Source organism: Rhizobium sp. BK289 (assembly GCF_014193575.1).
Classification (GTDB): Bacteria; Pseudomonadota; Alphaproteobacteria; order Rhizobiales; family Rhizobiaceae; genus Rhizobium; species Rhizobium tropici_C.
Genome location: NZ_JACHZO010000005.1, coordinates 1 through 22,024 on the forward strand (window position 1 = coordinate 1; position 22,024 = coordinate 22,024).

Annotated in this window: 17 protein-coding genes; 3 read left to right on the top strand and 14 right to left on the bottom strand. The window is 61.1% G+C overall.

Annotated elements, in window-relative coordinates; translation table 11 throughout:
- Nucleotides 1-232: 232 nt before the first annotated feature.
- From FHT84_RS10810 to FHT84_RS10870, 13 genes are all read right to left on the bottom strand, one after another.
- Nucleotides 233-1,624, bottom strand: coding sequence for an amidase (locus FHT84_RS10810; protein WP_113250956.1), 1,392 nt, complete (start codon nucleotides 1,622-1,624; stop codon nucleotides 233-235).
- A gap of 23 nt (nucleotides 1,625-1,647) precedes the next feature.
- Nucleotides 1,648-2,514: an ABC transporter permease gene (locus FHT84_RS10815; RefSeq protein WP_113250957.1), complete on the bottom strand. Its 867-nt coding sequence runs from the start codon at nucleotides 2,512-2,514 to the stop codon at nucleotides 1,648-1,650.
- Entirely contained in the window at nucleotides 2,511-3,464 is a 954-nt protein-coding gene (locus FHT84_RS10820; protein WP_183762203.1) for an ABC transporter permease, read from the bottom strand. Before FHT84_RS10820 ends, FHT84_RS10815 begins: the two co-directional genes overlap by 4 nt.
- Before the next feature lie 87 nt (nucleotides 3,465-3,551).
- Complete coding sequence (locus FHT84_RS10825) at nucleotides 3,552-5,081, bottom strand: ABC transporter substrate-binding protein (protein ID WP_113250967.1); 1,530 nt, start codon at nucleotides 5,079-5,081, stop codon at nucleotides 3,552-3,554.
- Between the two features lie 156 nt (nucleotides 5,082-5,237).
- Entirely contained in the window at nucleotides 5,238-6,155 is a 918-nt protein-coding gene (locus FHT84_RS10830; protein ID WP_112341891.1) for a LysR family transcriptional regulator, read from the bottom strand.
- A gap of 14 nt (nucleotides 6,156-6,169) precedes the next feature.
- Nucleotides 6,170-7,168 carry a P1 family peptidase gene (locus FHT84_RS10835; protein ID WP_113250968.1) on the bottom strand — a complete coding sequence of 333 codons (999 nt, stop codon included), beginning with the start codon at nucleotides 7,166-7,168 and terminating at the stop codon, nucleotides 6,170-6,172.
- 212 nt (nucleotides 7,169-7,380) lie between these two features.
- Entirely contained in the window at nucleotides 7,381-7,575 is a 195-nt protein-coding gene (locus FHT84_RS10840; RefSeq protein ID WP_015338438.1) for a hypothetical protein, read from the bottom strand.
- A 510-nt stretch (nucleotides 7,576-8,085) separates the two neighbouring features.
- Complete coding sequence (locus FHT84_RS10845; RefSeq protein ID WP_112341892.1) at nucleotides 8,086-11,013, bottom strand: aminotransferase; 2,928 nt, start codon at nucleotides 11,011-11,013, stop codon at nucleotides 8,086-8,088.
- Nucleotides 11,014-11,148: 135 nt separating this feature from the next.
- A complete protein-coding gene (locus FHT84_RS10850) occupies nucleotides 11,149-11,700 on the bottom strand; it encodes a hypothetical protein (RefSeq protein ID WP_145644346.1) in 552 nt (183 codons plus the stop codon).
- Nucleotides 11,701-11,799: 99 nt separating this feature from the next.
- A complete protein-coding gene (purU, locus tag FHT84_RS10855) occupies nucleotides 11,800-12,684 on the bottom strand; it encodes a formyltetrahydrofolate deformylase (RefSeq protein WP_145644345.1) in 885 nt (294 codons plus the stop codon).
- Nucleotides 12,685-12,895: 211 nt separating this feature from the next.
- On the bottom strand, nucleotides 12,896-13,921 hold the full coding sequence (locus tag FHT84_RS10860; RefSeq protein ID WP_112343503.1) for an acyltransferase: 1,026 nt from the start codon (nucleotides 13,919-13,921) through the stop codon (nucleotides 12,896-12,898).
- A 38-nt stretch (nucleotides 13,922-13,959) separates the two neighbouring features.
- Nucleotides 13,960-15,204, bottom strand: coding sequence for a hypothetical protein (locus FHT84_RS10865; protein ID WP_183762206.1), 1,245 nt, complete (start codon nucleotides 15,202-15,204; stop codon nucleotides 13,960-13,962).
- Nucleotides 15,205-15,310: 106 nt separating this feature from the next.
- Nucleotides 15,311-16,393, bottom strand: a complete 1,083-nt coding sequence (locus tag FHT84_RS10870; RefSeq protein WP_183762208.1) for a glycoside hydrolase family 5 protein — start codon at nucleotides 16,391-16,393, stop codon at nucleotides 15,311-15,313.
- Between the two features lie 192 nt (nucleotides 16,394-16,585).
- Between FHT84_RS10870 and FHT84_RS10875 the strand changes: the two genes are divergently transcribed.
- Both FHT84_RS10875 and FHT84_RS10880 read left to right on the top strand, forming a co-directional pair.
- Complete coding sequence (locus tag FHT84_RS10875; RefSeq protein WP_183762211.1) at nucleotides 16,586-18,271, top strand: GumC family protein; 1,686 nt, start codon at nucleotides 16,586-16,588, stop codon at nucleotides 18,269-18,271.
- Nucleotides 18,272-18,485: 214 nt separating this feature from the next.
- Complete coding sequence (locus FHT84_RS10880) at nucleotides 18,486-20,468, top strand: nucleoside-diphosphate sugar epimerase/dehydratase (protein WP_183762214.1); 1,983 nt, start codon at nucleotides 18,486-18,488, stop codon at nucleotides 20,466-20,468.
- Nucleotides 20,469-20,508: 40 nt separating this feature from the next.
- Here the strand turns inward: FHT84_RS10880 and FHT84_RS10885 are convergent, their stop codons facing one another.
- On the bottom strand, nucleotides 20,509-21,375 hold the full coding sequence (locus tag FHT84_RS10885; RefSeq protein ID WP_183762216.1) for a glycosyltransferase family 25 protein: 867 nt from the start codon (nucleotides 21,373-21,375) through the stop codon (nucleotides 20,509-20,511).
- Nucleotides 21,376-21,632: 257 nt separating this feature from the next.
- On the opposite strand from FHT84_RS10885, the gene FHT84_RS10890 reads away from it, so the two are divergent.
- Nucleotides 21,633-21,965: a hypothetical protein gene (locus FHT84_RS10890; RefSeq protein ID WP_183762219.1), complete on the top strand. Its 333-nt coding sequence runs from the start codon at nucleotides 21,633-21,635 to the stop codon at nucleotides 21,963-21,965.
- Nucleotides 21,966-22,024 lie beyond the last annotated feature (59 nt).

Here is a 22,024-nt window from a genome sequence, read left to right on the forward strand (position 1 = left end):
CGACATATCTGCCGACCTCCATCGGCAGATAGTTTGAATCAGAATGTGAGCGATTTGAAAAGCAACTCGATTCAGTCAGTCAGGGAAACGCTCTAAAGCGTGATACCGAAAAGTGTAGGCGGTTTTCGGACGACATCACGCTCTAATTCTTTGATTCTATGGCGGCTTCAGATTTGAGGTCGACTCGACCTAAAATCATCCGGCTCTAGCCGGCTGTCCGCATGGCACTTGCTCATCCCGGTCGCTTCGGCCAGTTCGTCACGCCGCCGCTCCAATCCTCGAAGGCTTTGGAGAGACGAAGCACCAGCATGTCGGCGAAACGCGGACCGACGATCTGCAGGCCGATGGGCATGCCGGAGCGGGAGAAGCCGCAATTGATCGACGAGGCCGGCTGCTCCGACATGTTCCATGGAACCGTGAAGGCGATGTGTTCGAAGGGCAGCGCGGGATCGTTGGTGGGCGAGGCCCATTCGGCTGGATAGGAGACGATCGGATTGGTCGGCGAAAGCACGGCGTCGACTTCGGTGAAGAGCCTGCCGCAGCTCTTGCGCATCTCGATCGTCTGGTTGAAGCCGCGAACGGCATCGACGCCGCTGACATCGGCGCCGCCCTTCGCCCAGCTATGGATATAGGGCAGGATCGAGTTGCGGCGTTCCTCGCTCAACCCCATGATGTCGCCCCAGAAACGCGCCCGCCAGAAAACATCGAGTCCGTCGAGCATCTGACGGGTCAGCACCGGTGCAACGTCGATGATGATCGCGCCCGCTTCCTCGAAGCGTCTGGCGGCGGCAAGGACCGCGTCGCGTACCTCGTCCTCTACGGCCAGGCCGCATCCAGCATCCAGCATCAGGCCGATCTTCATTCCGCTGACGTCGACGCCGAGATCCATCCAATCGATCTCGTTCGGCGGCAGGCTGGTGCCGTCGCGCCAATCCGGACGCGACAGCGTCGCCATCGAGAAGGCGGCATCCTCGACCGTGCGGGTCATCGGCCCGGCGCATCGCCCGACATAATAGGGATCGACGGGAATGCGGCCATGGCTCGGCTTGAAGCCGAAAATGCCTGTCCAACCCGCGGGAAGCCGCACCGAGCCACCGATGTCGGTGCCGATATGCAGCGGCCCATAGCCGGCTGCTGCGGCAGCGGCCGCGCCGGCGCTGGAGCCGCCCGGATTTTGGCTGGGATTCCACGGATTGCGGCTGAGTTTGTGAAAGCTGGAGAGGCCGGAGGAAAGCATGCCGTAATCGGGACAGGTGGTCTTTGCGAAGATCACTGCGCCGTCCTCGCGCAGCCGGGCGGCGATCGGCGCATCCTCGGCTGCGGGAACAAGTTCGACGGCAGCCGTGCCGAGCGGCACGGGCTGGCCCTTGGTGGCGATCAGTTCTTTCAGCGTCACCGGAATGCCGTCCAGCGTCCCAAGCGGCGCGCCCTTTGCCCAGCGCTCCGTGGAGGCGGCCGCCTGCCTGCGTGCATCGTCAGGATCATAGGCATAGAGAGCAGCGATTGTCGGCTCCCACGCCTCGATATGTTCTTCAAGCGCCAGCCAGTATTCGCTGGGGGACAGGCTCTTGTCGGCAAATTTGCGCCGGAGGTCTTGGATGGAAAGATCGGTCGGTTCGGTCATGATCTATACTCTTCATGTCTCAATCAGCGCGTCGCCTCGCGGGGGTCGAGGAGATCGCGCAGCCCGTCGCCGAGCAGGTTGAAGCCGAGGACGGTGAGCGCGATGGCAAGGCCCGGCAGTAGGGCCAGCCAGGGCGCGACGTGGAAATAGGTCTGTGCGTCGGCCAGCATGCGGCCCCAGGTCGGCGCCGGTGGCGGCACGCTCAAGCCCAGGAAGGCAAGCCCGGCCTCGGTCAGGATCGCAAGGCCGAGCTGGATCGTCGCCTGAACGATGATGCTGCCCATGATGTTCGGCAGGACGTGACGCAGCGTGATGGCAAGCTGCGTATTGCCGATGGCGCGCGCCGCCAGCACATAGTCCCGGCTCCAGGCCTGCAGGGCCGAACCGAGCGCGACGCGGGCAAAGACAGGCACCATGAAGACCGCGATGGCGATAATGGCCGTGGAGCGACCCGTCCCAAGGAATGCACCGAGGATCATGGCCGAAAGGATCGGTGGCAGGGCAAAGATCACGTCGCAGGCGCGCATGATCAGCGCCTCGAACAGGCCGCGTTGCGCGGCCGCCGAAACACCGATGATCGTTCCGATCGTCCCGCCGATCGCGACGGCCGATACGGAGATGGATAGCGAATTCCAGCAGCCGGCCATCAGCATCGACAGGACATCGTGGCCGAGCTGATCGGTGCCGAGAAGGCCGAAGCCGAAGGGTGGCTGCAGCTTGTGGGTGATCTGCATCTTCGCCGGCGGCACCGGCGTCCAGAACAGCGAGACGATGGCGATGCAGACAAGCGCGAGGATGATTGGCGCGCCAACCATGAGATTAGTCCGCCGCAGTGCCCGAAAACGGCGGCGGGAGAGCTGAGAGGCCGGTCTGGCCTGGACCGTTGTCACCGCGCACCTCCCGCCCGCAGTCGGGGATCGATGGCAAGATAGGAAAGATCCACCAGGAAATTCACGACGATGACGAGCCCGGCAAAGAACAGCACGACATCCTGCAGCACGATGATATCGCGCTGGCTGAGCGCCTGATAGGCGAGGCGGCCGAGGCCGGGCAGGGTGAAGACATTTTCGATCAGCACGGCGCCGGCAACCAGAAAGGTGAATTGCAGTCCGAGAATGGTCAGCACCGGCACCAGCGCATTCGGCACCACATGCCCCCAGAGCACGCGGCTGCGCGATAGGCCTTTGGCGGTCGCGGTGCGGGCAAAATCCTCATGCAGCGTGTCGAGCACGGCCGAGCGCGCGACCCTTGTCAGCACCGCCGCTTGCGGCAGGGCCAAGGCGATGGCGGGCAGCACGAGCGATTTCAGGGCTGGCCACGCGCCGCTACTCCAGCCGGGAAAGCCGCCGGCCGGCATCCAGCCGAGCGAAGTGGCAAACAAAAGCACCAGCAGCAGGCCGATCCAGAAGCCTGGCACGGCAATGCCGATCTGCGAAAGCAGCGTTGCGACGATATCGAAGACGCCGCCGCGTTTGGCGGCAGCCGCGACGCCAAGCGGCATGGCGACGAGGACGGAGAGCAGGATGGCAAGGGCGGCGAGCGGTAGGGTGATGGCAAGCCGCTCGGCAATCAGGCCGGCAACCGGTACGCCATATGTATAGGATCTGCCGAGATCGCCCGTCAGCGCACCGGCAAGCCACTGCCCGTAGCGGATGATCAGCGGCTGGTCGAGGCCCATCTCATGCCGAAGCGCCGCAAGCGTTTCCGGTGTGGCGGAGGTGCCGAGCGTGATGGCGGCGGGGTCGCCCGGCAGCAGCGCCATGACGGCAAAGACCAGCAGCGAGATCGCGATCAGCGTCAGGATCAGTCCGAAAATCCGGCGGGTGAGCAATAAGATCATAGCATGTCCGTGGCCGATCAAGCCGGCATCGAAATGATTTGCGGCGGGCGAAGCAATCCGCCCATCCGCGCCTGCAGGCAAAAGAGCTCAATCTTCCCAGGAAACGTTGGTCAGCACGTTGGACGGGATCGGTTCGTTCTCCCAGAGACCCTTCAGCTTCTTGTCCCAGACGCCGAGCTTCGGCATGACGAACAGGAAGAGCGCCGGCACATCCTCGGCAAGAATGCTCTGCGCCTCGCCATAGAGCTTGTTCTGCTCGGCGGGATCGGTGGTGAGCTGAAGCTTCTTCATCAGCTCGTTGAAGACGGGATTCTTGTAGTTGAAGTAATAGGGATCGCGCGAATAGATATCGATATCGAGCGGCTCGGCATGCGCGACGATGGTCATGTCGTAGTTGCGGCCGCTGAAGACGTCCTGCACCCATTTGGCCGGGAATTCCGTCGGCTCGATATTCATCGTCACGCCGATATCGGCAAACATGGCCTGCATCACCTGCGCGCTGCGCGGCGCATAGGCCATTTGCGGCGTCTTGATCGTGAAGGTAAAGCCGTTTGGGTAGCCGGCTTCTGCAAGCAGCGCCTTGGCTTTGGCGGTATCGTAGGGCAGCGTGCCGGTCAGGTCCTTGTAGCCGGGATCGTTCGGCGTGTAGTGGCTGCCGATCGCGGTGCCTAAGCCGGACCATGCGCCTTCGATGATCGTCTTGCGGTCGAGCGCCATCATCAGTGCCTGGCGCACGCGCTTGTCGTCGAACGGCTTGCGCGTGTTGTTCATGCCGGCCACGACCTTCAGCTCGGTATTGCCGATCTTGGTCGTCAGCCTGGCATCGCCCTCGAAGGAACTCATAAGCTCCGGCGCGGCGAATTCCGGAAAGGCATCGACATCGCCGGCCTTGAGTGCGGCGGCCTCCGCCTGCGGGTCGGCGATGAAGCGGAAGGTTGCCTTCTCAAGCTTCACGTCGACAGACTTGTTCCAGTAGTCCGGGTTCTTGACGAGGTCGACATGGTCGCCCTTCGTCCAGGAGGAGAATTTGAACGGACCGGTGCCGACAGGTGATGTCTTGTCGTTGGCCGTGGATTTCGGCCCGACCATGACGGAGCTCGGCCAGCCGAGCCAATAGAGCAGGCTGCCGGTCGGCGAGGACAGATGCAGCACCAGCGTTTCCGCATCCGGCGTGTCGATCGAGGCGATAGTTGCAAAGAAGCGCTTCTGCGGATTGACGGATTGGGCGCCGCGGGCGCGATCGAGCGTGAACTTGGCCGCGGTCGAATCGAAGACCTGGCCGTCATGGAATTTCACGCCGGTCTGCAGCTTGAACGTATAGGTGAGGCCATCGGGCGAAATCTCCCAGCTCTTGGCGAGCTGCGGCACAATCTTGCCGTTTTGGTCGATGGCAACCAGCCCTTCGAAGATATTCTGCCAGGTGACCTGACCGATCGCGACAGGCGCGGCGATCGTCGGATCGAGCCCTGTCGGCTCGACGCTCATGCCGAGATTGAGTGTCGTCTTCGCAGCCTCGGCCTGTGTCAGGCCCATCATCAGCAGGCCGGTAGAAAGTGCCGCGCCAAAGGCAAGCCGGCGCGCGACGACGCCCAGGCTCGGGCGTGAAAACTTGGTCATGTCGGTTCCCTTGCTTTTTGCCCGCATGTCCGGCTTCCCTCCGGCCTGCGGTCTTTTTCAGGATAGTGTCATCTCATAGGCGCACACACAATTCCGAAAATGTGTGCTCGGTGTAGCCGAAACCGCTACACCGATTTATCTTCTACAGTGTTGGGTTCAATCCTGCCTCCCCTTGGCGGAAAGTTGCTGGCGCATGAAGCGTTCGATGAAATCGAGCAATTTGCCGGCCGCAAACGAGAGCTGGCGATCGGGCGCGACACAGAGATCGACCGGCGTCCGCACCCCTTTGCCACCCGCAACGGGCCGTGCGACGAGCTGCCCCGCCTCGATCTCTCTTTGAACGGTGAGTGCCGGCAGCATGGTAATCGCCGCGCCGCGCAGCACCAGCTCCTTCTGCATTTCCAGCGAGCCTGTCTCAAAAACGGGATCGAGCCTCAGCCCCTCACGTTCGAACAGCGCGTCGAAGGCCTGCCTTGCGCCGAAGGAGCGATCGGGGACGGCAAGCGCGTGTGACGCGATTTCGTCTAGTGTGATCTCGCTGGCGGCAGCAAGCGGATGGGAGGAAGCGGCGATCACCTCATAGGTCAGTTCGGAACGCAGGCGCACCTTTGTGCCGGAAAGCGGCGGGGCAAACAGCGTCACCGCAATATCGGCCTCGGCATTGTTGACGGCTTCGATGGCGCCGCGAGCACTTGTGATGGTCACGTCGAATCGCAGCCGCGGATAGCGCAGGCTGAACTCGGCCAGCGCCGGAGCAAGGATGTTGGCGACGGACGCGCCGTTGGCATAGATGCTGACGGTTCCGCGCTGCAGGCCTTTCAGGTCTTCGATCAACTGGTGAACATGGTCGAGCTCGCGCAGCGTCCGGCCGGCGCGTTCCGCCAGCAATTCGCCGGCAGCCGTCAATTTGATGCCGCGGGCACTGCGCTCGACCAGCTGCGTGCCGAAATGATATTCGAGGTTCTCGATCTGGCGGCTGATGGCCGTCGGCGCCACGTTCAGGTTTTCGGCTGCCTGGCGCATCGAGTTGGTGCGCACCAGCTCGTCGAAATAGATCAGCGCGCGGATCTGCATGCGCGGATCTCCGGTTAAACGGCGGACTTGGCGAAACGATCCCGCCACGCCGCTTGCCCACCTTCGACCGGCAGCGCCGTCGCCTCATAGACGCCGCGGGCGATGGCGCGCGTCATGACAATCGTGGCGAGGTGGCAGAGCTCCATGAAACCAGGCATATCGTCGCGCGCATGCCTGCCGGTGGAAGCGGCAAATACGGTATCGCCGTCGAGCGGCAGATGCGTCGGCAAGAGCGCACGTGCAAAGCCGTCGTGAGCGCAGATGGAGAGGCGATGCGCCTCCGCCTTGGTCAGCTGGGCGTCGGTGATGACGGCACCGATGGTCGTGGCGGTAATGTTGGTGCCCTTTAAACGCAGGCGCGAATCGACCGCTTGCGGCATCCCAAGGCCGCCAAATTCGCCATTTTCCTCAAAGGAAGCCGCCCAGAAATGTGGGCCGTCGCCGATGGTGGCGGAACCGAGTGCATTGACGGCGACGATGGCGGCGACCGTGTATCCCCTGCTGCTGACGGCGCTTGCCGAGCCGAGCCCGCCCTTGACCGTTGCCGTCGTGGCGCCCGTTCCCGCGCCGACGGTACCGAGCGCGAAGGAGCCCTTGCTCGCGGCCTTGAAGGCAGCATAGCCGAGATCGCGATAGGGCGAGTGCAGCCCCCAATCCTTGTTGCCGCCGTTGATGAGATCGAACAGGATTGCCTGCGGCACGATAGGCACCAGCGCATCGCCGACCTTCAGGCCGCGGCCGATTTCCCTCAAGCCCGCCTGCACGCCACCGGCAGCATCGAGCCCGAAAGCCGAGCCACCCGAAAGCACGAGCCCATCCACGGCGCCCACCGTCATCGCGGGATCCAGCAATGCCGTGTCCCGCCCGCCCGGCGCGCCGCCGAGGACGGTGGAGGATGCGACCGCCGGCTCATCGAAGATGATGGCGGTGACACCGGAACCGAGCACAAGATCGGTGGCGTGACCGACGGCGACGCCTTCGACATCGGTCAGAAGATTGAGATGATCGGCCAATGAAAAATCCTTCGCCATTCAACGCGCGAGGTCGTCATGGCGATAGGATCGTAAAGAGAGGGAAAAGACAAGATAGGCGGTTAAGGTTGGTTCGAAAGCCGAGACGGCATTCGTTCATCAACCGCGGTGAAAAAGATTAGCCCTCACCCTGAACTTGTCGAAGGGCGAGGGCGGGTGATGGGGATGAGAAAAATTGAAAGCGAGCCGATCCATCAAACATGGATCGGCTTGGCCTGTTGGCGGGAGAGGAGATCGCGGATCGCAAGCTTCACTTCGTCCGCGTTTCTGAAATGCTGCTCGTCCAGATCATGGACATGGTATTTGACAGCGATGAACTTGAGCCGATCCTGGTCGGGAACGACGATACCGACGGGAACGCCGGCGTATTCGATAACTTGCTTCTTCATAAATAGACTCCCACTGCGCTTACGGCGCAGATATGGCGAATTGACTGTTTGATTCCGGTAGGGAGGACGAACGTCACATTCGACAGCGCGGGCGGGAGAGTGCGCCCGAGCGGTCATTGCCAAGCACGGACCGCCGAAGGATCGAAGCGATGACTTTGGTATTCAGCATGTCACTTCCTCAGTTGGCGTTGTACTTGCTGGAGCTCCGACAACGGAGCGCCACGGTGCGGTGAACTATTATCTAGTATATTAGTAGATAATAGCGATTTCATCTTCAGAAACATATTCCGAAAGATGTCAAAATATCGACGATCGGGAAAATAAAATTCCGAGCCTGGCGGGTTGCGGAGAAGGTTGTGTTAAATGCCTTCGCATTGCTACCCGTGCGGCACGGCTCGCCGATCACCGACAGACAGATAGGAACTGGCGCGAGATTCGACAATGCCCCCGCGGCATTAATATGCGCGCGCCGCTAAAACACCTCAATGGTTAACGGCGCTCGAGAGCCCATCAAAAACCGTCTTCGAGCGCCGTCTCCAGGGCTTTCACGAAGAAATCGGCGCTTTCCGGCGCGAGGCAGAGCGGCGGTTTGATCTTCAACACATTCAGGTGATCGCCGGTCGGCTGCATGATGATCCCAAGGTCGAGCAGGCGTTCGCAGATTGCAGTCGTCTCTTCCGTAGCCGGCGCAAGCGTCTCCCGGTCGCGGACGAATTCCACGCCGAGATAAAGTCCCGTGCCATGGACGGCGCCGATCAGCGGGAAGCGATCCATCAAAGCGATCAGCCCTGCCTTCAGCCGGTCGCCGACGACGCGGGCATTTTCCTGCAGCTTCTCGTCCTTGAGGACATCGAGAACGGTCAGGCCGACGACGCAACTGACCGGACTGCCGCCGGCGGAGGAGAAGAAATAGCCTTCCTTTTCCAGCGAATCGGCAATCTCGCGACGGGTGATGACGGCGCCGAGTGGGTGGCCGTTGCCCATGCCCTTGGCGATGGTGATGATATCGGGCACGACGCCTTGCGTTTCGAAGCCCCAGAAGTGCTCGCCGAGCCGCCCGTAGCCAACCTGCACTTCATCGGCGATGCAAAGGCCACCGCGCTGCCGGACGGCATCGTAGACGCCAGCAAGATAGCCATGCGGCAATGCGATACCGCCGGCATTGCCATAGACCGGTTCCGCAATGAAGCCGGCGAGGCCATCGCCCTTGTCGTCGATGGCTTTCAGTTTCGCTTCGACGTCGTCGAGGTAACCTCCAGCAGAATCGGGGCCGCGGAATGGTCCGCGATAGGTATTGGGCGACAGGACGGGATGCACCCAGTCCGGTCGCGTCGTCAGCGCCTGTGGATTATCGGCAATCGAGGTGGATACGGCGTCGCTGGCGACAGTCCAGCCGTGATAGGCCTCCAGCAGGCAGAGCATGTTCCTCCTGCCCGTGTGCGCCCAGGCAAGGCGGATCGCGAGATCGTTTGCTTCCGAGCCGCTATTGACGAGGAAGATGCTCTCCAGTCCCTCAGGCGCCAGTGTCGCCAGCCGCTCGGAAAATTCCGCGACGGCGGCATAATGGAAACGGGAGTTGGTATTGAGCCGCGACCACTGCTGCGCGATCGCCGCCGTCAACCGAGGATGAGCATGGCCGAGTGTCGTCACATTGTTGACCATGTCGAGGTAGCAGCGTCCCTGCGTGTCGAACAGGAATTCGCGCCAGCCGCGCTCGATCTGCGGCGGCAGCTCGTAATAGTGCTTCTGCGGCTTGGCGAAGCGCGCATTGCGCAATGACAGCAGCGTGGATGCATCTGGTCTCGGCGCTTCGCAGGCGGCGTTGAGAAGAGCGACGGGCGAGGGGCAGATAGCCGACCAGCCGTCTACCTGATCCGCGGCCGCAAAGAGCGGCGGCATAAGATTGGCCACGCGGCAAAGCTGCACGCGCAATCCTCCGATCGCCGAACCCTCGCTGCCGATCGTGCCGACTGTCGCGCCCTGTTCGATGGCAGCTCCATCCTCGAGAGCGCTCTCGACGCCGTCCAGATGAAGGCTTATCTCTTCGCCGGCGAGCACGAGGTGCTGCCCCTGCCGTTGCAGAAGGCCGGAGAAGGGAGCCGCAACCGTGGCGCCGGCCGGCAGGCAGATATCGCAATGCAGGGCGAAATTCTGCGGCGGCGCCATGTTGAGCGGAGCGGCGAGGGACAGGCGGAATTCGCCGTAGCGGGTTGCCGCCGCGCCTGATGTCATCGCCGTCTGGGCGAGCAGCCGCCAATCCATGTCGGGCTTTTGCCAGTTGCCGTCGGCGAAATCCGGGCCGGTGACGGAAAGATCGATTGCGGCGATCTGCGAGGAATCGATATCGGGCAGCAGCGGCGACCAGCTTTCCATGGCGATCGGAGCGATGTCGAAGCCGATTGCCCGCAGGATTGCGGCCTCCATCACATCCGGTTGCGCGCCGGTCGCCACATCGAAGATCTCGCGCTCGAAATCGAGATTGCCGCGCACATAGTCATTGTCCGGGTCGATCGCGAGCTGCTGTTCGGTACTGGCGGTCAGAATGACGGCGCGCGCGACGATCAACGGCCACAGCGCCTTGGCCTCGACCTCTTCCAGCGGATAGATGGCATGATAGGCCTTGATGGCGGGAAGGATACGGAAGGGATTGCCTTCCGCATGATGCAGCAGCGATGCGCAGGTAACGGCAAGATCGCCCACCAGCCAACCCTGAATGATGTCGCCGAAATCGATGACGCCATCGGGCACCAGCTGCCCACGTGCGTCGGGATGGCTGACGACATTGTCGTCGGTGACGTCATGATGCACGGGCTGTATGCGTAGATCGCCTGCAAGCGGCTGGATGCGTTTGACGGCGGCCACCATCGCCTTGGCGATGCGGTCGCGCGCTTCATGGTCCGTGATGGCCGACAGGAGCTGAACCGCCACGGGTCCCGCGCGGCGCAGATCCCACTGCAGGCTTCGGTGAAGGCCGGGATGATCGAAATCGGCGAGATTGCGGGCAAGCCGGGCCGACAGCGCGCCGAGCCCGGCGGCTGAAGCCGGCGGCAGATGCTTGCGCCGTGTCAGCGTCTGGCCGGGGAGAAAGCCGAGCAGCCGGACGAGGTAATCCTGCTCCCGCAAGGTGATGGTCAGGATGTCGCGGCCGTTCAGCGCCGGCACGATCTCGGGCACGCGCGGAGAATCCGGTTTGGCATGCAGGTGGCGGATAGCGGCATTCTGTGCCTCGAATTCGACCAGCTCATATTCGGCCCGGCAAATCTTCAGCACATAGGCATTCTCGCCGGCATCGATGCGGTAGTTGCGATCCTGCTGGCTGCCGAGCTCCGTCAGTGCCCCGCTCAAGCCGTAATGCGCATACAGTATCTCCGCTGCTTCCTCCGGCGTCACGTCCGGTCTTGGCAGTTGCATACGATTCACAAGCGCGGCGTCGGCCATGGCATCCCCCCGGAAGGTTCATTTGCATCGACACTAAACCATTCCATCCTAAAGAAAATTACCCAAAACAGATAGGGTGGTCGCGCAATGAGCGGAAAGATAGGCCGCCGCATGCAGCCGGCGAGGCATGATCGCCTACTCGACCTCGATGGAATAGCTGCAACCGGCGAGCGTCTTGCCCGGATGAGCCTCATCGGTCGAGACATTCAATGAGATACGGGTGTGAAGTACGGTGTCGGAATTTTCCTGCTGGTCCTTGCGCGACAGGATTTCCTTTTCACCGAGGAACTTGTTTGGCCGGTCGACCGCAGCCGTTACGCCAAGCTGTTTCGCCAGGGAATGCGGGTCGGCTTCGTCGAGCACGGCGAGCGGCCCGGTAGAGGCGAAGGCAACTCTGTTCGTCTGCCGTCCGAAAACCGTCAAGGGTGCTGAAAGCTGGAATTCCCGCAGAAAGGGATTGTCTGACGACAGTTCGCTGATACCGAACAGCTTCATGGCCTTGGCGCTTTCCGGCCCGGTCAGCCACATGGCGAATTCGTTGTAGCTCGGCACGTCATAGGTCGTGCATTCGATCAGCTTGGCGAAATCGATCTTGGAGGGGTCCTGCGCTTCGGTCACGCCACGAGATGCCGGAGCCCACAGGAGGAACGCCGCCAGCAGCAGCGTTCCATTGCGATAGAATGACATATCCCCTCCTTGATCTCCGAGACGATTCGATACCGGGTGATATCAAATCGCGTGTGGGAGCGAAAAGGGAAAGAAGCCCGCCGAAAGCGCGCTCGCGCCTCACCCCATGCGCTCGGAGGCATAGGAGCCCGGGCTTGCCGGGAAGACGACGGTGCGGTTGCCGTTCAAGAAGGTGCGATAGTGGATATGCGCATGGATGGCGCGGGCCAGTACCTGGCTCTCGACGTCGCGGCCGATCGAGACATAATCCTCAGCCGACTGCGCATGCGTGATGCGAGCCGTGTCCTGCTCGATGATCGGACCCTCGTCGAGATCGGCCGTCACATAATGCGCCGTCGCCCCGATCAGCTTCACGCCGCGCTCATAGGCCTGCTTGTAAGGGTTCGCTCCCTTGAAGGACGGCAGGAAGGAATGGTGGATGTTGATGATGCGGCCCGACATCTTCCGGCAGAGAGCATCCGACAGAACCTGCATATAGCGGGCCAGCACCACGAGCTCGGTGCCGGTCTGCTCGACCAGTTCCAAAAGCTGGGCTTCGGCCTGCGGCTTGTTATCCTTCGTCACCTTGATGTGGTGGAAGGGGATGTCGTGATTGACGACCACCTTCTGGTAATCAAAATGGTTGGAGACGACGCCGACGATGTCGATCGGCAATGCACCGATCTTCCAGCGATAGAGCAGGTCGTTCAGGCAATGGCCGAAGCGCGAGACCATGAGCAGCACCTTCATGCGCTTCTTGGCATCGTGGATCTCCGCATCCATGGCGAACTTCTCGGCGATCGGCTTGAAGCCTTCGGCAAGCGCCGGCCCACCCACCCCTTCCTCGGAGATGAAGGAGACGCGCATGAAGAACTTGCCGGTATCGAGATCGTCGAACTGGCTGGAATCGACGATGTTGCAGCCCTGCTCGGCCAGATAGTTCGAGATCGCCGCAACGATCCCACGCGTCGACTTGCACGTCACTGTCAATACATAGCTCGTCATGTCTCTTCCCTCGTAAAGCGGCTTGATCTTCGCCGCTCGCTTATCGCAATCAGCCGGCAGGGAAAAGTGTCCCCGATCCGAACGTGGGGCAAAGCTTATGACAGGCGGCGGAAAATTCCGTTCCCATTGCGCCGTCCAGCCGCGTATCCCCGTCGTCCCGACGGAAGACGGCACGAATCTGATGGGGAGCGCTGATTTGATAGGACGACAGTCACGCGGCGACCGCGCGCTTCCTTCTCCATTTTCTCCAGCGGCTGGGCGTCGTCAGCTCATGGACGACGGCGCCGCCGATCGCCGAGCAGAGGATACAGCCGGTGACGAAGACCGGCGCATTCGCCAGAATGTCGATATTCAGGTGGACGCAAACGACGCGCAGCAATGCGAGCGTGAAGGCGTGGGTGATATAGATGCTGTAGGAGGCATCCCCCAGGTAATTCAGCGTGGCGATGACCGGGAGCTTCGAGAAGTCGATAGAGACGGCCGAGTACAGGATGACGACGGCCGGGATGCCCCACATGTAGGCGCGCATGCTGGCATCGCAGAGCGTTTCGTTGATGAGCAGGAACGAGAATCCCATCACCAGCGCCGGCCAGGCGACGGCCTGCGGCAGCAGGATCTTGTCGAGATAGAGCTTGGCAAGAAAGACGCCCGCCAGAAACTCATAGATGATCGGATCGCTGTAGAATTTGGCGGCGGTCGTATCGCCTGGGAGAATGCTGCAGACGGCGATGATCGCGGTCATCGCGGCAAAGAGTGCGGCGAAGCGCCATTTTTCGCGCACGAGCAGCAGCAGGCCGAAGATGAGATAGAAGAACATCTCGTAGTTCAGCGTCCAGCCCGGCACGACGACGGGGACGGTCAGCGTGAGATCAGCCGGATTGCGCCAGGGAAGGAAGAAGAGGGAGGCGATGAGATGCGGAAGGTCGAAGACAGTCGACTTCAGCAACGTCGGAGCCACCAGCGCCACGCTGGCGGCAAACAGGGTCGCCAGCCAATAGAGCGGCACGATGCGCTGGATCCGGCGCCGGTAGAAATCCAGCGGGCGAACTTCGCGCCCGGCTGTGGTCAGCCACATGACGAAACCGCTGAGCACGAAGAATATGTCGACGCCCGTCTCGCCGAAGAGATGGAAAACCGTCTGGAAGCCAGGCTGGACCTTCGGCACCTGCAGCACCGAATGAAAATAGACGACCATCAGCGCAGCGATGGCACGCAGATACTGCAGCTGAACAAGCATCCCGATCCTCACCCGGCCGTTGCCGACGCGAATCGTCGTCAGCCCGGCACTCTGCTTTCGTTTAAGGTCTCCGACTGCGCCCGAACGGCGCGCGGTCTGTCGGAGACACGCATGTAACCGACGAGCAGCCAGAGCAGTCCGGCGATCTTTATGGAAAAGATTGCCGTACCGCCGATCATCATATTCAGAAAAATGAAAAGAGAGAGTGAATGCGCGCAGCGCCTTTGCGCCGCCGTCCTTCCTGCCGGATAGAGGCAGACGAAGAGCCAGAAGACGATCAGGCCGAAGATCGTCGACCCGTAGATGAGATAGACATAGCCGCTGTCGGCGAATTCGCCGATGCGCGAGATCGACAGGCCGAGCATGGATTGGATATCGAGCTCCAGCATCTTCTTGATCGTGACGCCGATCCGTCCCGTGAAATTGTCTCCGACCTCGTCCGGCTTCATGAAATGCACGAAGAAGCCCACCAGGATGATGACCGGCATCAGGATAAGACTGAAACCCTTCGGAATCTTGGGAAACAGAAAATAACCCGCAATGCTGATGCAGGAGAAGATCAGCATCGTGCGGGTATCGTTGGTGAGCAGGATCAAAAGCACCGTCGAGATAAAAAGCGCTTTTTCGAGCAGGGCGAGCTTCGGCCAGAATGAGAGCAGGTAGATGACGATGACCCCGCAGAAATTGGCGAGCGACACCTGCTCCAGGAAGATCGAGGACGAACGGTGATCGATGAGGCCGAAGGAGAAACGCCCCTGGAAGCCGAGGGCATTGGCAAAGAGGCCGGTCGAATTGAAGCTCGCCTGCTTGATCCCGCGCGTATTCTCGAAATATTCGCCGGGATGGAACAGGCTGACGTAGAAGGGCGTGCTGACGACTTCGCAGACGAGGAACAGCAGCACCGCCGCGCAGGCGATCCGGAAGGCAAGCCTGACCGTTCGCTCGCTCGCCCAGCTGCCGATGCCGGCAAAGCAGAAGATGATCAGGATGTTGCGGAACTGGTCGATGAAGGTCAGGCGATTGAAGACGGTGATGTAGATCGTGATGACAAGCGTGAAGACGAGGAAAAGGACGATCGGCAGGTCTTCTTCATAGATTCCCTTTTTCAGAATGAAAGCCACGCTGGAGATCATCATCAGGCCCTCGCAGAGCACGACATGCGAGACCGAAAGCGGCATGATGTTGTGGTTGATATAGGCGAGGATGCAGTTGTAGAGCACCGAAAACAGCGTGATCGCCAGGATCGGATAATCGACGCGCTGTTTATCGGTAGGGCTTCTCATCTGTTGTCCGGGGCTGCCGCACGCTTTGGCCGGCACGACGATAGCAGTCTCATGATTCGCGACAAAGCGCCAATCGCCTGCCTGCGCCGCCGGTTCTCACCGTCGATCAGCCCGCCGGCTTCACGGCCGCGCAGCTCGGCGCCAGCGCTGCCTTCTTGCCGGCGGCAGCCGTGATCGTCTTCATCTGCGGCCGGTCCTTGCCGTTACGCGGCTGCACGTTCAACGGTTCGTCCGCCGGCCACCATTCGCCCGCAGCCCAATAGCTCCAGCCGAGCCAGACGTCGCTATGATCAGCCATGATGCCGAACACGGCCTTCAGCCCGTCGAGGCAGGGCTGGGTGCCGGGCACGCCGAATTCACCGAGAAAGCCACGCTTGCCGTTCTTGCGCAGCCACTCCGTGACATCAAGCAATCCCTTTTGGGCACTGTCGCTGCCATCGCAGACGGCGTGTGTGCCGGAGCTGTCGGCATCGAGATACTGATGGAATTCGAAGGCGTAGAAATCGAGCGGGTCCTTGACGCCGAGCATGACCGTGCCATTGGCGCCGCCGCCCAGAACGTCGGTGGACCAGCTGTGCGCCCCCGTCCAGTTCGTGCCGGGCACGAGAATAAGGTTGCGCGCCCCGACGGTGCGGATGCTGCGGATGGCCGCATTCGCCGCCTCCAGCCAGTCCGGCGCCTTGATGTCGTGCGGCTCGTTCATCAGGCCGAATAGGACGCCCTTGCGGTTGGCGAATTCGATCGCCAGCCGTGCCCAAAAATCACCGAAGGCAAGATCCGTTGCAGGCGCCTGCGTCAGCTGGGTCTTGTCGTAATAGCCGAAATTGTGCGGATCGAGGAGCACGGCCATGCCGTGCTTCTGGATGAGATCGACGGCATCCTTCAGCCGCTGCAGCTCCGCGCCGTCGAAAGGTTGCCCCAGCACCGGCTGCAGGCGCTCCCAGCGGAAGGGCAGGCGCACGATATTCATGCCCTTGTTCGCGAAATAGCCCACGGTCTCTTCCGAGTTATATGTATAGTTGACGCCGAACGCCCCGTCGCGATCGCCATATTCGGCGCCGGAAAGATTGATGCCGCGGTAGCAGAGCTGCGAGGCGGCAAAGCCGTCATCGGCTTGCGCGACAATGGAAGCAATGGCCACCGTAGCGGCAAGCACGCGATGCAGCAGTCTTGTCATCGGTCCGGTCATTCCACGCTCCCGTTGGCGGTGAAGGCGCTGTTTTCATAAGGCTGGTCGCGTTGAACAATGGTGAATGGAAAGCGCTGCCATTGCCGCTGCCTCGACTTCCTCCGAGTGTCCTTAATGTTCCGTTAGCCAAACATTTCTAAACTCCTTGCATCCGCTGGGCGCAACAGGTCTGCGGAGCGTAGAAAGCCTGGCATGAGCTCAATGGAACGAAACAAGCGATCGGACCAACTTTCGGGTTGGCGCGGCATTGAGCCGTCTGACGGATACCGTCAGGGCCAACGTTCGCGCAGCCCGCTGCTGCGTCCGCGCGATTTCGTTTCCGGCATCGAGCCTGCCGCGGCGGCTCGGCCGATCGACATGGCGACAATCAACATGGCAACACAGGGAGCGAGCAAGAGCGAGCCGTCGCCGCGCGAATTTCAGCCCGATGTAAAACCGCAGCCGGCCGCCGAGCCGGTTGCCGCCGTTGCCCCGATAATGGAAGCCGCAATGATTGCGACGCCGCCGAGTGCCGCCGCACCGCCGGTGCCGGCAGTGATGGCTGAGGTGCCGTTGCTCGATCTTCGCTCGGCCGTTGCCTCGATCTGGGCAAAGAAGTTCGTGGTCCTTGCTCTCGCCGGCGCGGGCGCCGTGCTGGGAGCGGCCGTCATTCCGCTGATACCTCAGAAATTTACGGCCGAAACCAGTCTCTACTTCGATCCGCGACCGGTCGGCACTTCCGATTCCGCCCAGCAGGCTCCCACGGCGCCGGAATTGATCACGACGATGATCGACAGCCAGACGCAGATCCTGTCTTCGGGCAAGGTGCTCGGCCGGGTCGTCGATGCGTTGAAGCTCGATCAGGATCCGCAGTTCGATGGCGGCGCCACCGGCGAGGCGGCGAAATATGTCGCGGCCGCCGCGCTGGCGAAAGCCGTGCAGATCGCCCGCGAGGCAAGCACCTATGTCGTAACAGCGAAGGTGACGACCGGCGATCCGCAAAAGTCGGCCAGGATCGCCAACCAGCTCGTGGCCTCCTTCATGGAAGAGGAGAGCAAGGCCGCGTCGAACAGCTATAAGAGCAGCAATACCGCGCTGGATTCCCGGCTCGAGGATCTGCGCCAGCAGGTACTATCGGCCGAGAAAGCCGTCGAAACCTATCGTGCCGACAATGACATGGTGGCTGTCGAGGGCAATCTGATTTCCGACAAGCGCCTGACCGCGCTGAACGACATGCTGGTCACCGCCCAGCAGAAGACGATCGAGGCGAAGGCCCGTGCCGACGCGGCCGGCAAGTTGAGCTTCGATGATGTGGTTTCCAACAATCCTTCCTCCGGGGCGACGTCGAACGCATTGAGCAGCCTGCGGCAGCAATATGCGGCGTTGGCGGCCAATGTCGGCAGCCTTCAAAGCCAGCTTGGCGCCCGTCATCCGCGCTTGCTCGCCGCCAAATCCTCCCTGGAAAGCCTTGGCGCGGAAATCCGGGCCGAATTGCAGCGGCAGATGACCTCGGCCCGTGCGGACTATGAACAGGCGCAGAAGGCCGAGCAGGACATCGCCAAGGAACTTGCGGTGCAGAAAGCCTCGCAAGTCAATACATCCGGCAAGCTCGTCGGCCTGAACGAATTGCAACGCAAGGCAACCGCTGCCCGCGATCTCTATGAATCGCTTCTGAAGCGGTCCGGTCAGGCGAGTGACGCGCAGGACCTGTCGCAGAGCAATATTCGCGTGATCTCCGAAGCGGAGCCGCCGCTGAAGGCGGATGGACCGAGCCGGAAGGTGATGATGGTCGCGGGCCTGATCGCCGGCGCGATGTTCGGTGCGGGCCTCGGCATGGCTTTTGCCATTCTCCTCGGCCTGTTTCGGCACCCCGTCATCCGCGGCTATTTCGGCAAATGAGCTCTCTTCCGGCTTTTTGCGCCAGGGCTTCTTCAGGATCGGGGGATGCAATTGCGCGCCGGCTGTTCTAAATGTAAATCGGCTCCGCGAATGATTGGATCCTGCTGATGGAAGCGCGATACAGTCGTCAGGGATCGTATGATGCTTTGTGAGACAATTTATGCGAGAAAAGCGGTGCGCTGCTCCGATGACTGGCGCCGAGGAAAACTGACTGATGGTGCCCGCTGATAAGCTCGTTTTGCCATTTCTGGCACTGCCGCGTTCCACCAAGCGCGCACTGGCGCTGCTGGTCGACGCCAGCCTTTGCGTGCTCACGGTCTGGTTCGCCTATTGTCTGCGTCTCGACGATTGGGTCATTCTCGAAGGCGTCGAATGGCTGCCGGCCATCGTCTCCCTGCTCGTCGCCATACCGATCTTCATCGTCCTTGGCCTTTATCGCGCCATTTTCCGATATGCGGGCCTTTCGGCTTTCGTGACTGTCGTCAAGGCGGTGGCTATCTATGCGCTCGCCTTCATGACGATTTTTACCGCGATCAGCGTGCCGGGCGTGCCCCGTACGGTCGGCATATTGCAGCCGCTGCTGCTGCTGATCGCAATCGGCCTGTCGCGCATGTGGACACGCTATTGGCTCGGCAATGCCTATCAGCGGCTCCTCAATCGCAATCAGCTTGGCAAGGTGCTGATCTACGGCGCCGGCGCTTCGGGACGGCAGCTTGCGGGTGCGCTTGCCAACAGCGCCGAGCTGAATGTCGTCGGCTATCTCGATGACGACCGCAACCTGCATGGCAGCATCATGGGCGGCCTGCCGATCTACGCTCCAGACGATCTGTCGGCGCTCGTGGTCTCGGGCGAAATCAAGGGCGTGCTGCTTGCCTTGCCGAACGCCACGCGGCAACGTCGCAATGAAATCCTCGAAAACATGCGCAAGGCGCGCGTAACGGTCAGGACCATGCCCGATCTGACTGCGCTCGCCCAGGGTCGCGTCGCGGTCTCGGATCTGCGCGAACTCGATATCGAGGACCTGCTCGGTCGCAATGTGATTGCCCCAGACCGCGACCTGCTCGAGAAGAATATACGCGGCAAGGTGGTCATGGTGACCGGAGCGGGCGGCTCGATCGGCAGCGAGCTCTGCCGTCAGATACTGAAAAACGAGCCATCCTCGCTCTTGCTGGTGGAACAGAGCGAATTCGCACTCTATGCCATTCACGGCGAGCTTGAGAAATCGGCTGCCTCGGCCGGCCATGCCGATGTACGCATCATCCCCTTTCTTGCCTCCGTCAGGGACGGCCAGCGGCTCAGGCAGATCATGGAGGCATGGCGGCCAAAGACCGTGTACCATGCCGCCGCTTACAAGCACGTACCGCTCGTCGAATACAATCCCGTCGAGGGCATCCGCAACAATGTGCTGGGAACGCTGATCGCGGCCGAAGCCGCCCGCGATCATGGCGTCGAGAGTTTCGTCCTCATCAGCACCGACAAGGCAGTGCGTCCGACCAATATCATGGGCGCGAGCAAGCGGCTGGCGGAAATGGTGCTGCAGGCGATGGATGCCGACCGCAAAGCAGATACCGACAGCACCAATTTCGCCATGGTGCGCTTCGGCAATGTGCTGGGCTCCTCCGGTTCGGTCGTGCCGCTGTTTCGCCAGCAGATTCGCGACGGCGGGCCGATCACGCTCACCCATCCCGATATCACCCGCTACTTCATGACCATCCCCGAGGCATCGCAGCTGGTCATCCAGGCGGGCGCGATGTCGGCAGGCGGCGACGTCTTCCTGCTCGACATGGGTGAGCCTGTGCGCATTGCCGATCTCGCCCGGCGCATGGTGGAACTGTCCGGTCTGACGGTGCGGGATGCGGACGAGCCGGAAGGCGATATCGAGTTGGAAATCACCGGCTTGAGGCCTGGCGAAAAGCTCTATGAGGAACTTCTGATCGGCGATAACCCGCAACCGACGAGCCATCCGCGCATCATGCAGGCGAAGGAAGATTTCCTGCCCTGGCCGGAGTTGTCGAAGCGGCTTGCAGCGCTGGAGGCGGCGCTGGAGAAAAATGACATCCCCCTCGCCAGAACGCTGCTGCAGAAGCTCGTATCCGGCTATGCGCCCAGCAGCGAAGTGGTCGATCTCGTCTATCGCGAACGCGAGACGGATTTGACGGTCGGCCAGCCGAATCTCGATAATGTCGCGCAGCTATAGATGCAGCCTGAGGAATTGAGCGGCGGCCGTCCTATCAAGCTCAGCGCTCGCTCAAGCTCGCCGCTGCTTCCTTGACGGCGTAGCGCCAGCGCCGCATCTGATCGCATGTGCGGAACCAATGCGCCGTCAGCCGCAACAGGGGATGGCGCTTTACGGCGCGGTAGTGAATACGCTTGCCGATGGTCGTGGCGGCGCGGTGCGGGCTGAAGTCGACAAGATTTTCAAATGTCGTGAAGGTTTCCACGCCGGTCGACCAGCCGCGCTCAAGAGCGACGTCATAAGGAAGAAGCATGGGCTTCAGCGTCGTCAGCAGCTTCTTGGCGGCCTTGCGGTTGACGATATAGCAGGCAGCCGACCCCTGCGGGCCGTGCATGCAGCGGCCGACGACATCGTTTTCAGTGGTTTCGCGGATCGCTTTGAAGCCGACGAGGCGGTGATTGACGAGCTTGACGAGGCGCGCGCCTTGAACGCTTTCCATGGCTGCGATCGCGCGTGGAATCAGCCGTTCATTGAGCTCGACGTCGTCTTCCATGATGATCGCCATCTTGTCGCCGCTGGCGACAAACTGCTCCAAAGCAAGCAGATGGCTGCGATAGCAGCCGTATTCGCCGGGCAGAAGCTTGCGTCCGTTATGATAGATGAAGGACTTCGGATGGAAATCGATGCGATCACGCTCCGCGATCACACGACCGTCGACGGCGGGAATGCGCGTGATGTTCAGGTCGTATTCCATCGCCTGGCTGCATAGGCGTTCCCAACGCTCGCGCGACCGATCGAGGTTTATGACATAGATGCGAAGCTGCTGAGCGGCTTCGTCAGCGATGTCGGGATCGACAAGGCGAGGGATACGATTAATCTGTTCGAGAATGACTGTTACTCCTGCAAACAGAAACCGCGGCGACAGCAACTAAGAAGACTTTTCTACTACTATATAACATGCTTATGACTTGTCGCAAATGCCGGTTGCGCGCCCATGTTGTATTTGCGGATAAAAGCATTTTATTTGGTGTAACGCAGCGTGAACGAATTTCCGTCGCTACCCCATCGATCATTTGAACGCGATTTCGACGGGCGGCCTGTTGGCGCGCGACAGCGGCGTCATTATATTCATGCGGCCGGATGCTGAAGTGGCTAATTCGCATGGGTAAAGGATTGTCGCAAGTCATGTTGACCAAATCGAAAATCGCCATTGTTACGCTGTTTCTGGCAGGTCTTGCGCCGACTGCAGCCTTTGCAGAGAACCCGCTTCTACCCAAGCCATATGTCGCTCCAGTCTATCCTTACAAGAACCTGCCGGGCGTAACTGCGCCAAAAATGGCGGCAGACGAAAAATTTCAATGCCGCACGACCACGTTGCACGCGGATTATTTCCGCGAAGGTCTGTTTTACCGGAGCCTTCCGCGCCTCGGTTATGTCTGCGATCAGGATGGCGTGATTTCCAGCAGCACCAGAAAACCGAACTATCAATACTGGCAATATAACGGCCCTGACAGATAACGGGTCCGGCTCTGCCGAAATAAGCGGCAATCCAGTCAAATCGCGCGCGGCCTCATCCC

Coding starts and splice junctions, on each gene's coding strand:
- FHT84_RS10845 (WP_112341892.1), bottom strand. CDS start 11,013: ATGGCCGACGCCGCGCTTGTGAATCGTATGCAACTGCCAAGACCGGAC.
- FHT84_RS10890 (WP_183762219.1), top strand. CDS start 21,633: ATGTTGACCAAATCGAAAATCGCCATTGTTACGCTGTTTCTGGCAGGT.
- FHT84_RS10875 (WP_183762211.1), top strand. CDS start 16,586: ATGAGCTCAATGGAACGAAACAAGCGATCGGACCAACTTTCGGGTTGG.
- FHT84_RS10865 (WP_183762206.1), bottom strand. CDS start 15,204: ATGAGAAGCCCTACCGATAAACAGCGCGTCGATTATCCGATCCTGGCG.
- FHT84_RS10820 (WP_183762203.1), bottom strand. CDS start 3,464: ATGATCTTATTGCTCACCCGCCGGATTTTCGGACTGATCCTGACGCTG.
- purU (WP_145644345.1), bottom strand. CDS start 12,684: ATGACGAGCTATGTATTGACAGTGACGTGCAAGTCGACGCGTGGGATC.
- FHT84_RS10870 (WP_183762208.1), bottom strand. CDS start 16,393: ATGACCGGACCGATGACAAGACTGCTGCATCGCGTGCTTGCCGCTACG.
- FHT84_RS10860 (WP_112343503.1), bottom strand. CDS start 13,921: ATGCTTGTTCAGCTGCAGTATCTGCGTGCCATCGCTGCGCTGATGGTC.
- FHT84_RS10880 (WP_183762214.1), top strand. CDS start 18,486: ATGGTGCCCGCTGATAAGCTCGTTTTGCCATTTCTGGCACTGCCGCGT.
- FHT84_RS10810 (WP_113250956.1), bottom strand. CDS start 1,624: ATGACCGAACCGACCGATCTTTCCATCCAAGACCTCCGGCGCAAATTT.
- FHT84_RS10850 (WP_145644346.1), bottom strand. CDS start 11,700: ATGTCATTCTATCGCAATGGAACGCTGCTGCTGGCGGCGTTCCTCCTG.
- FHT84_RS10825 (WP_113250967.1), bottom strand. CDS start 5,081: ATGACCAAGTTTTCACGCCCGAGCCTGGGCGTCGTCGCGCGCCGGCTT.
- FHT84_RS10840 (WP_015338438.1), bottom strand. CDS start 7,575: ATGAAGAAGCAAGTTATCGAATACGCCGGCGTTCCCGTCGGTATCGTC.
- FHT84_RS10830 (WP_112341891.1), bottom strand. CDS start 6,155: ATGCAGATCCGCGCGCTGATCTATTTCGACGAGCTGGTGCGCACCAAC.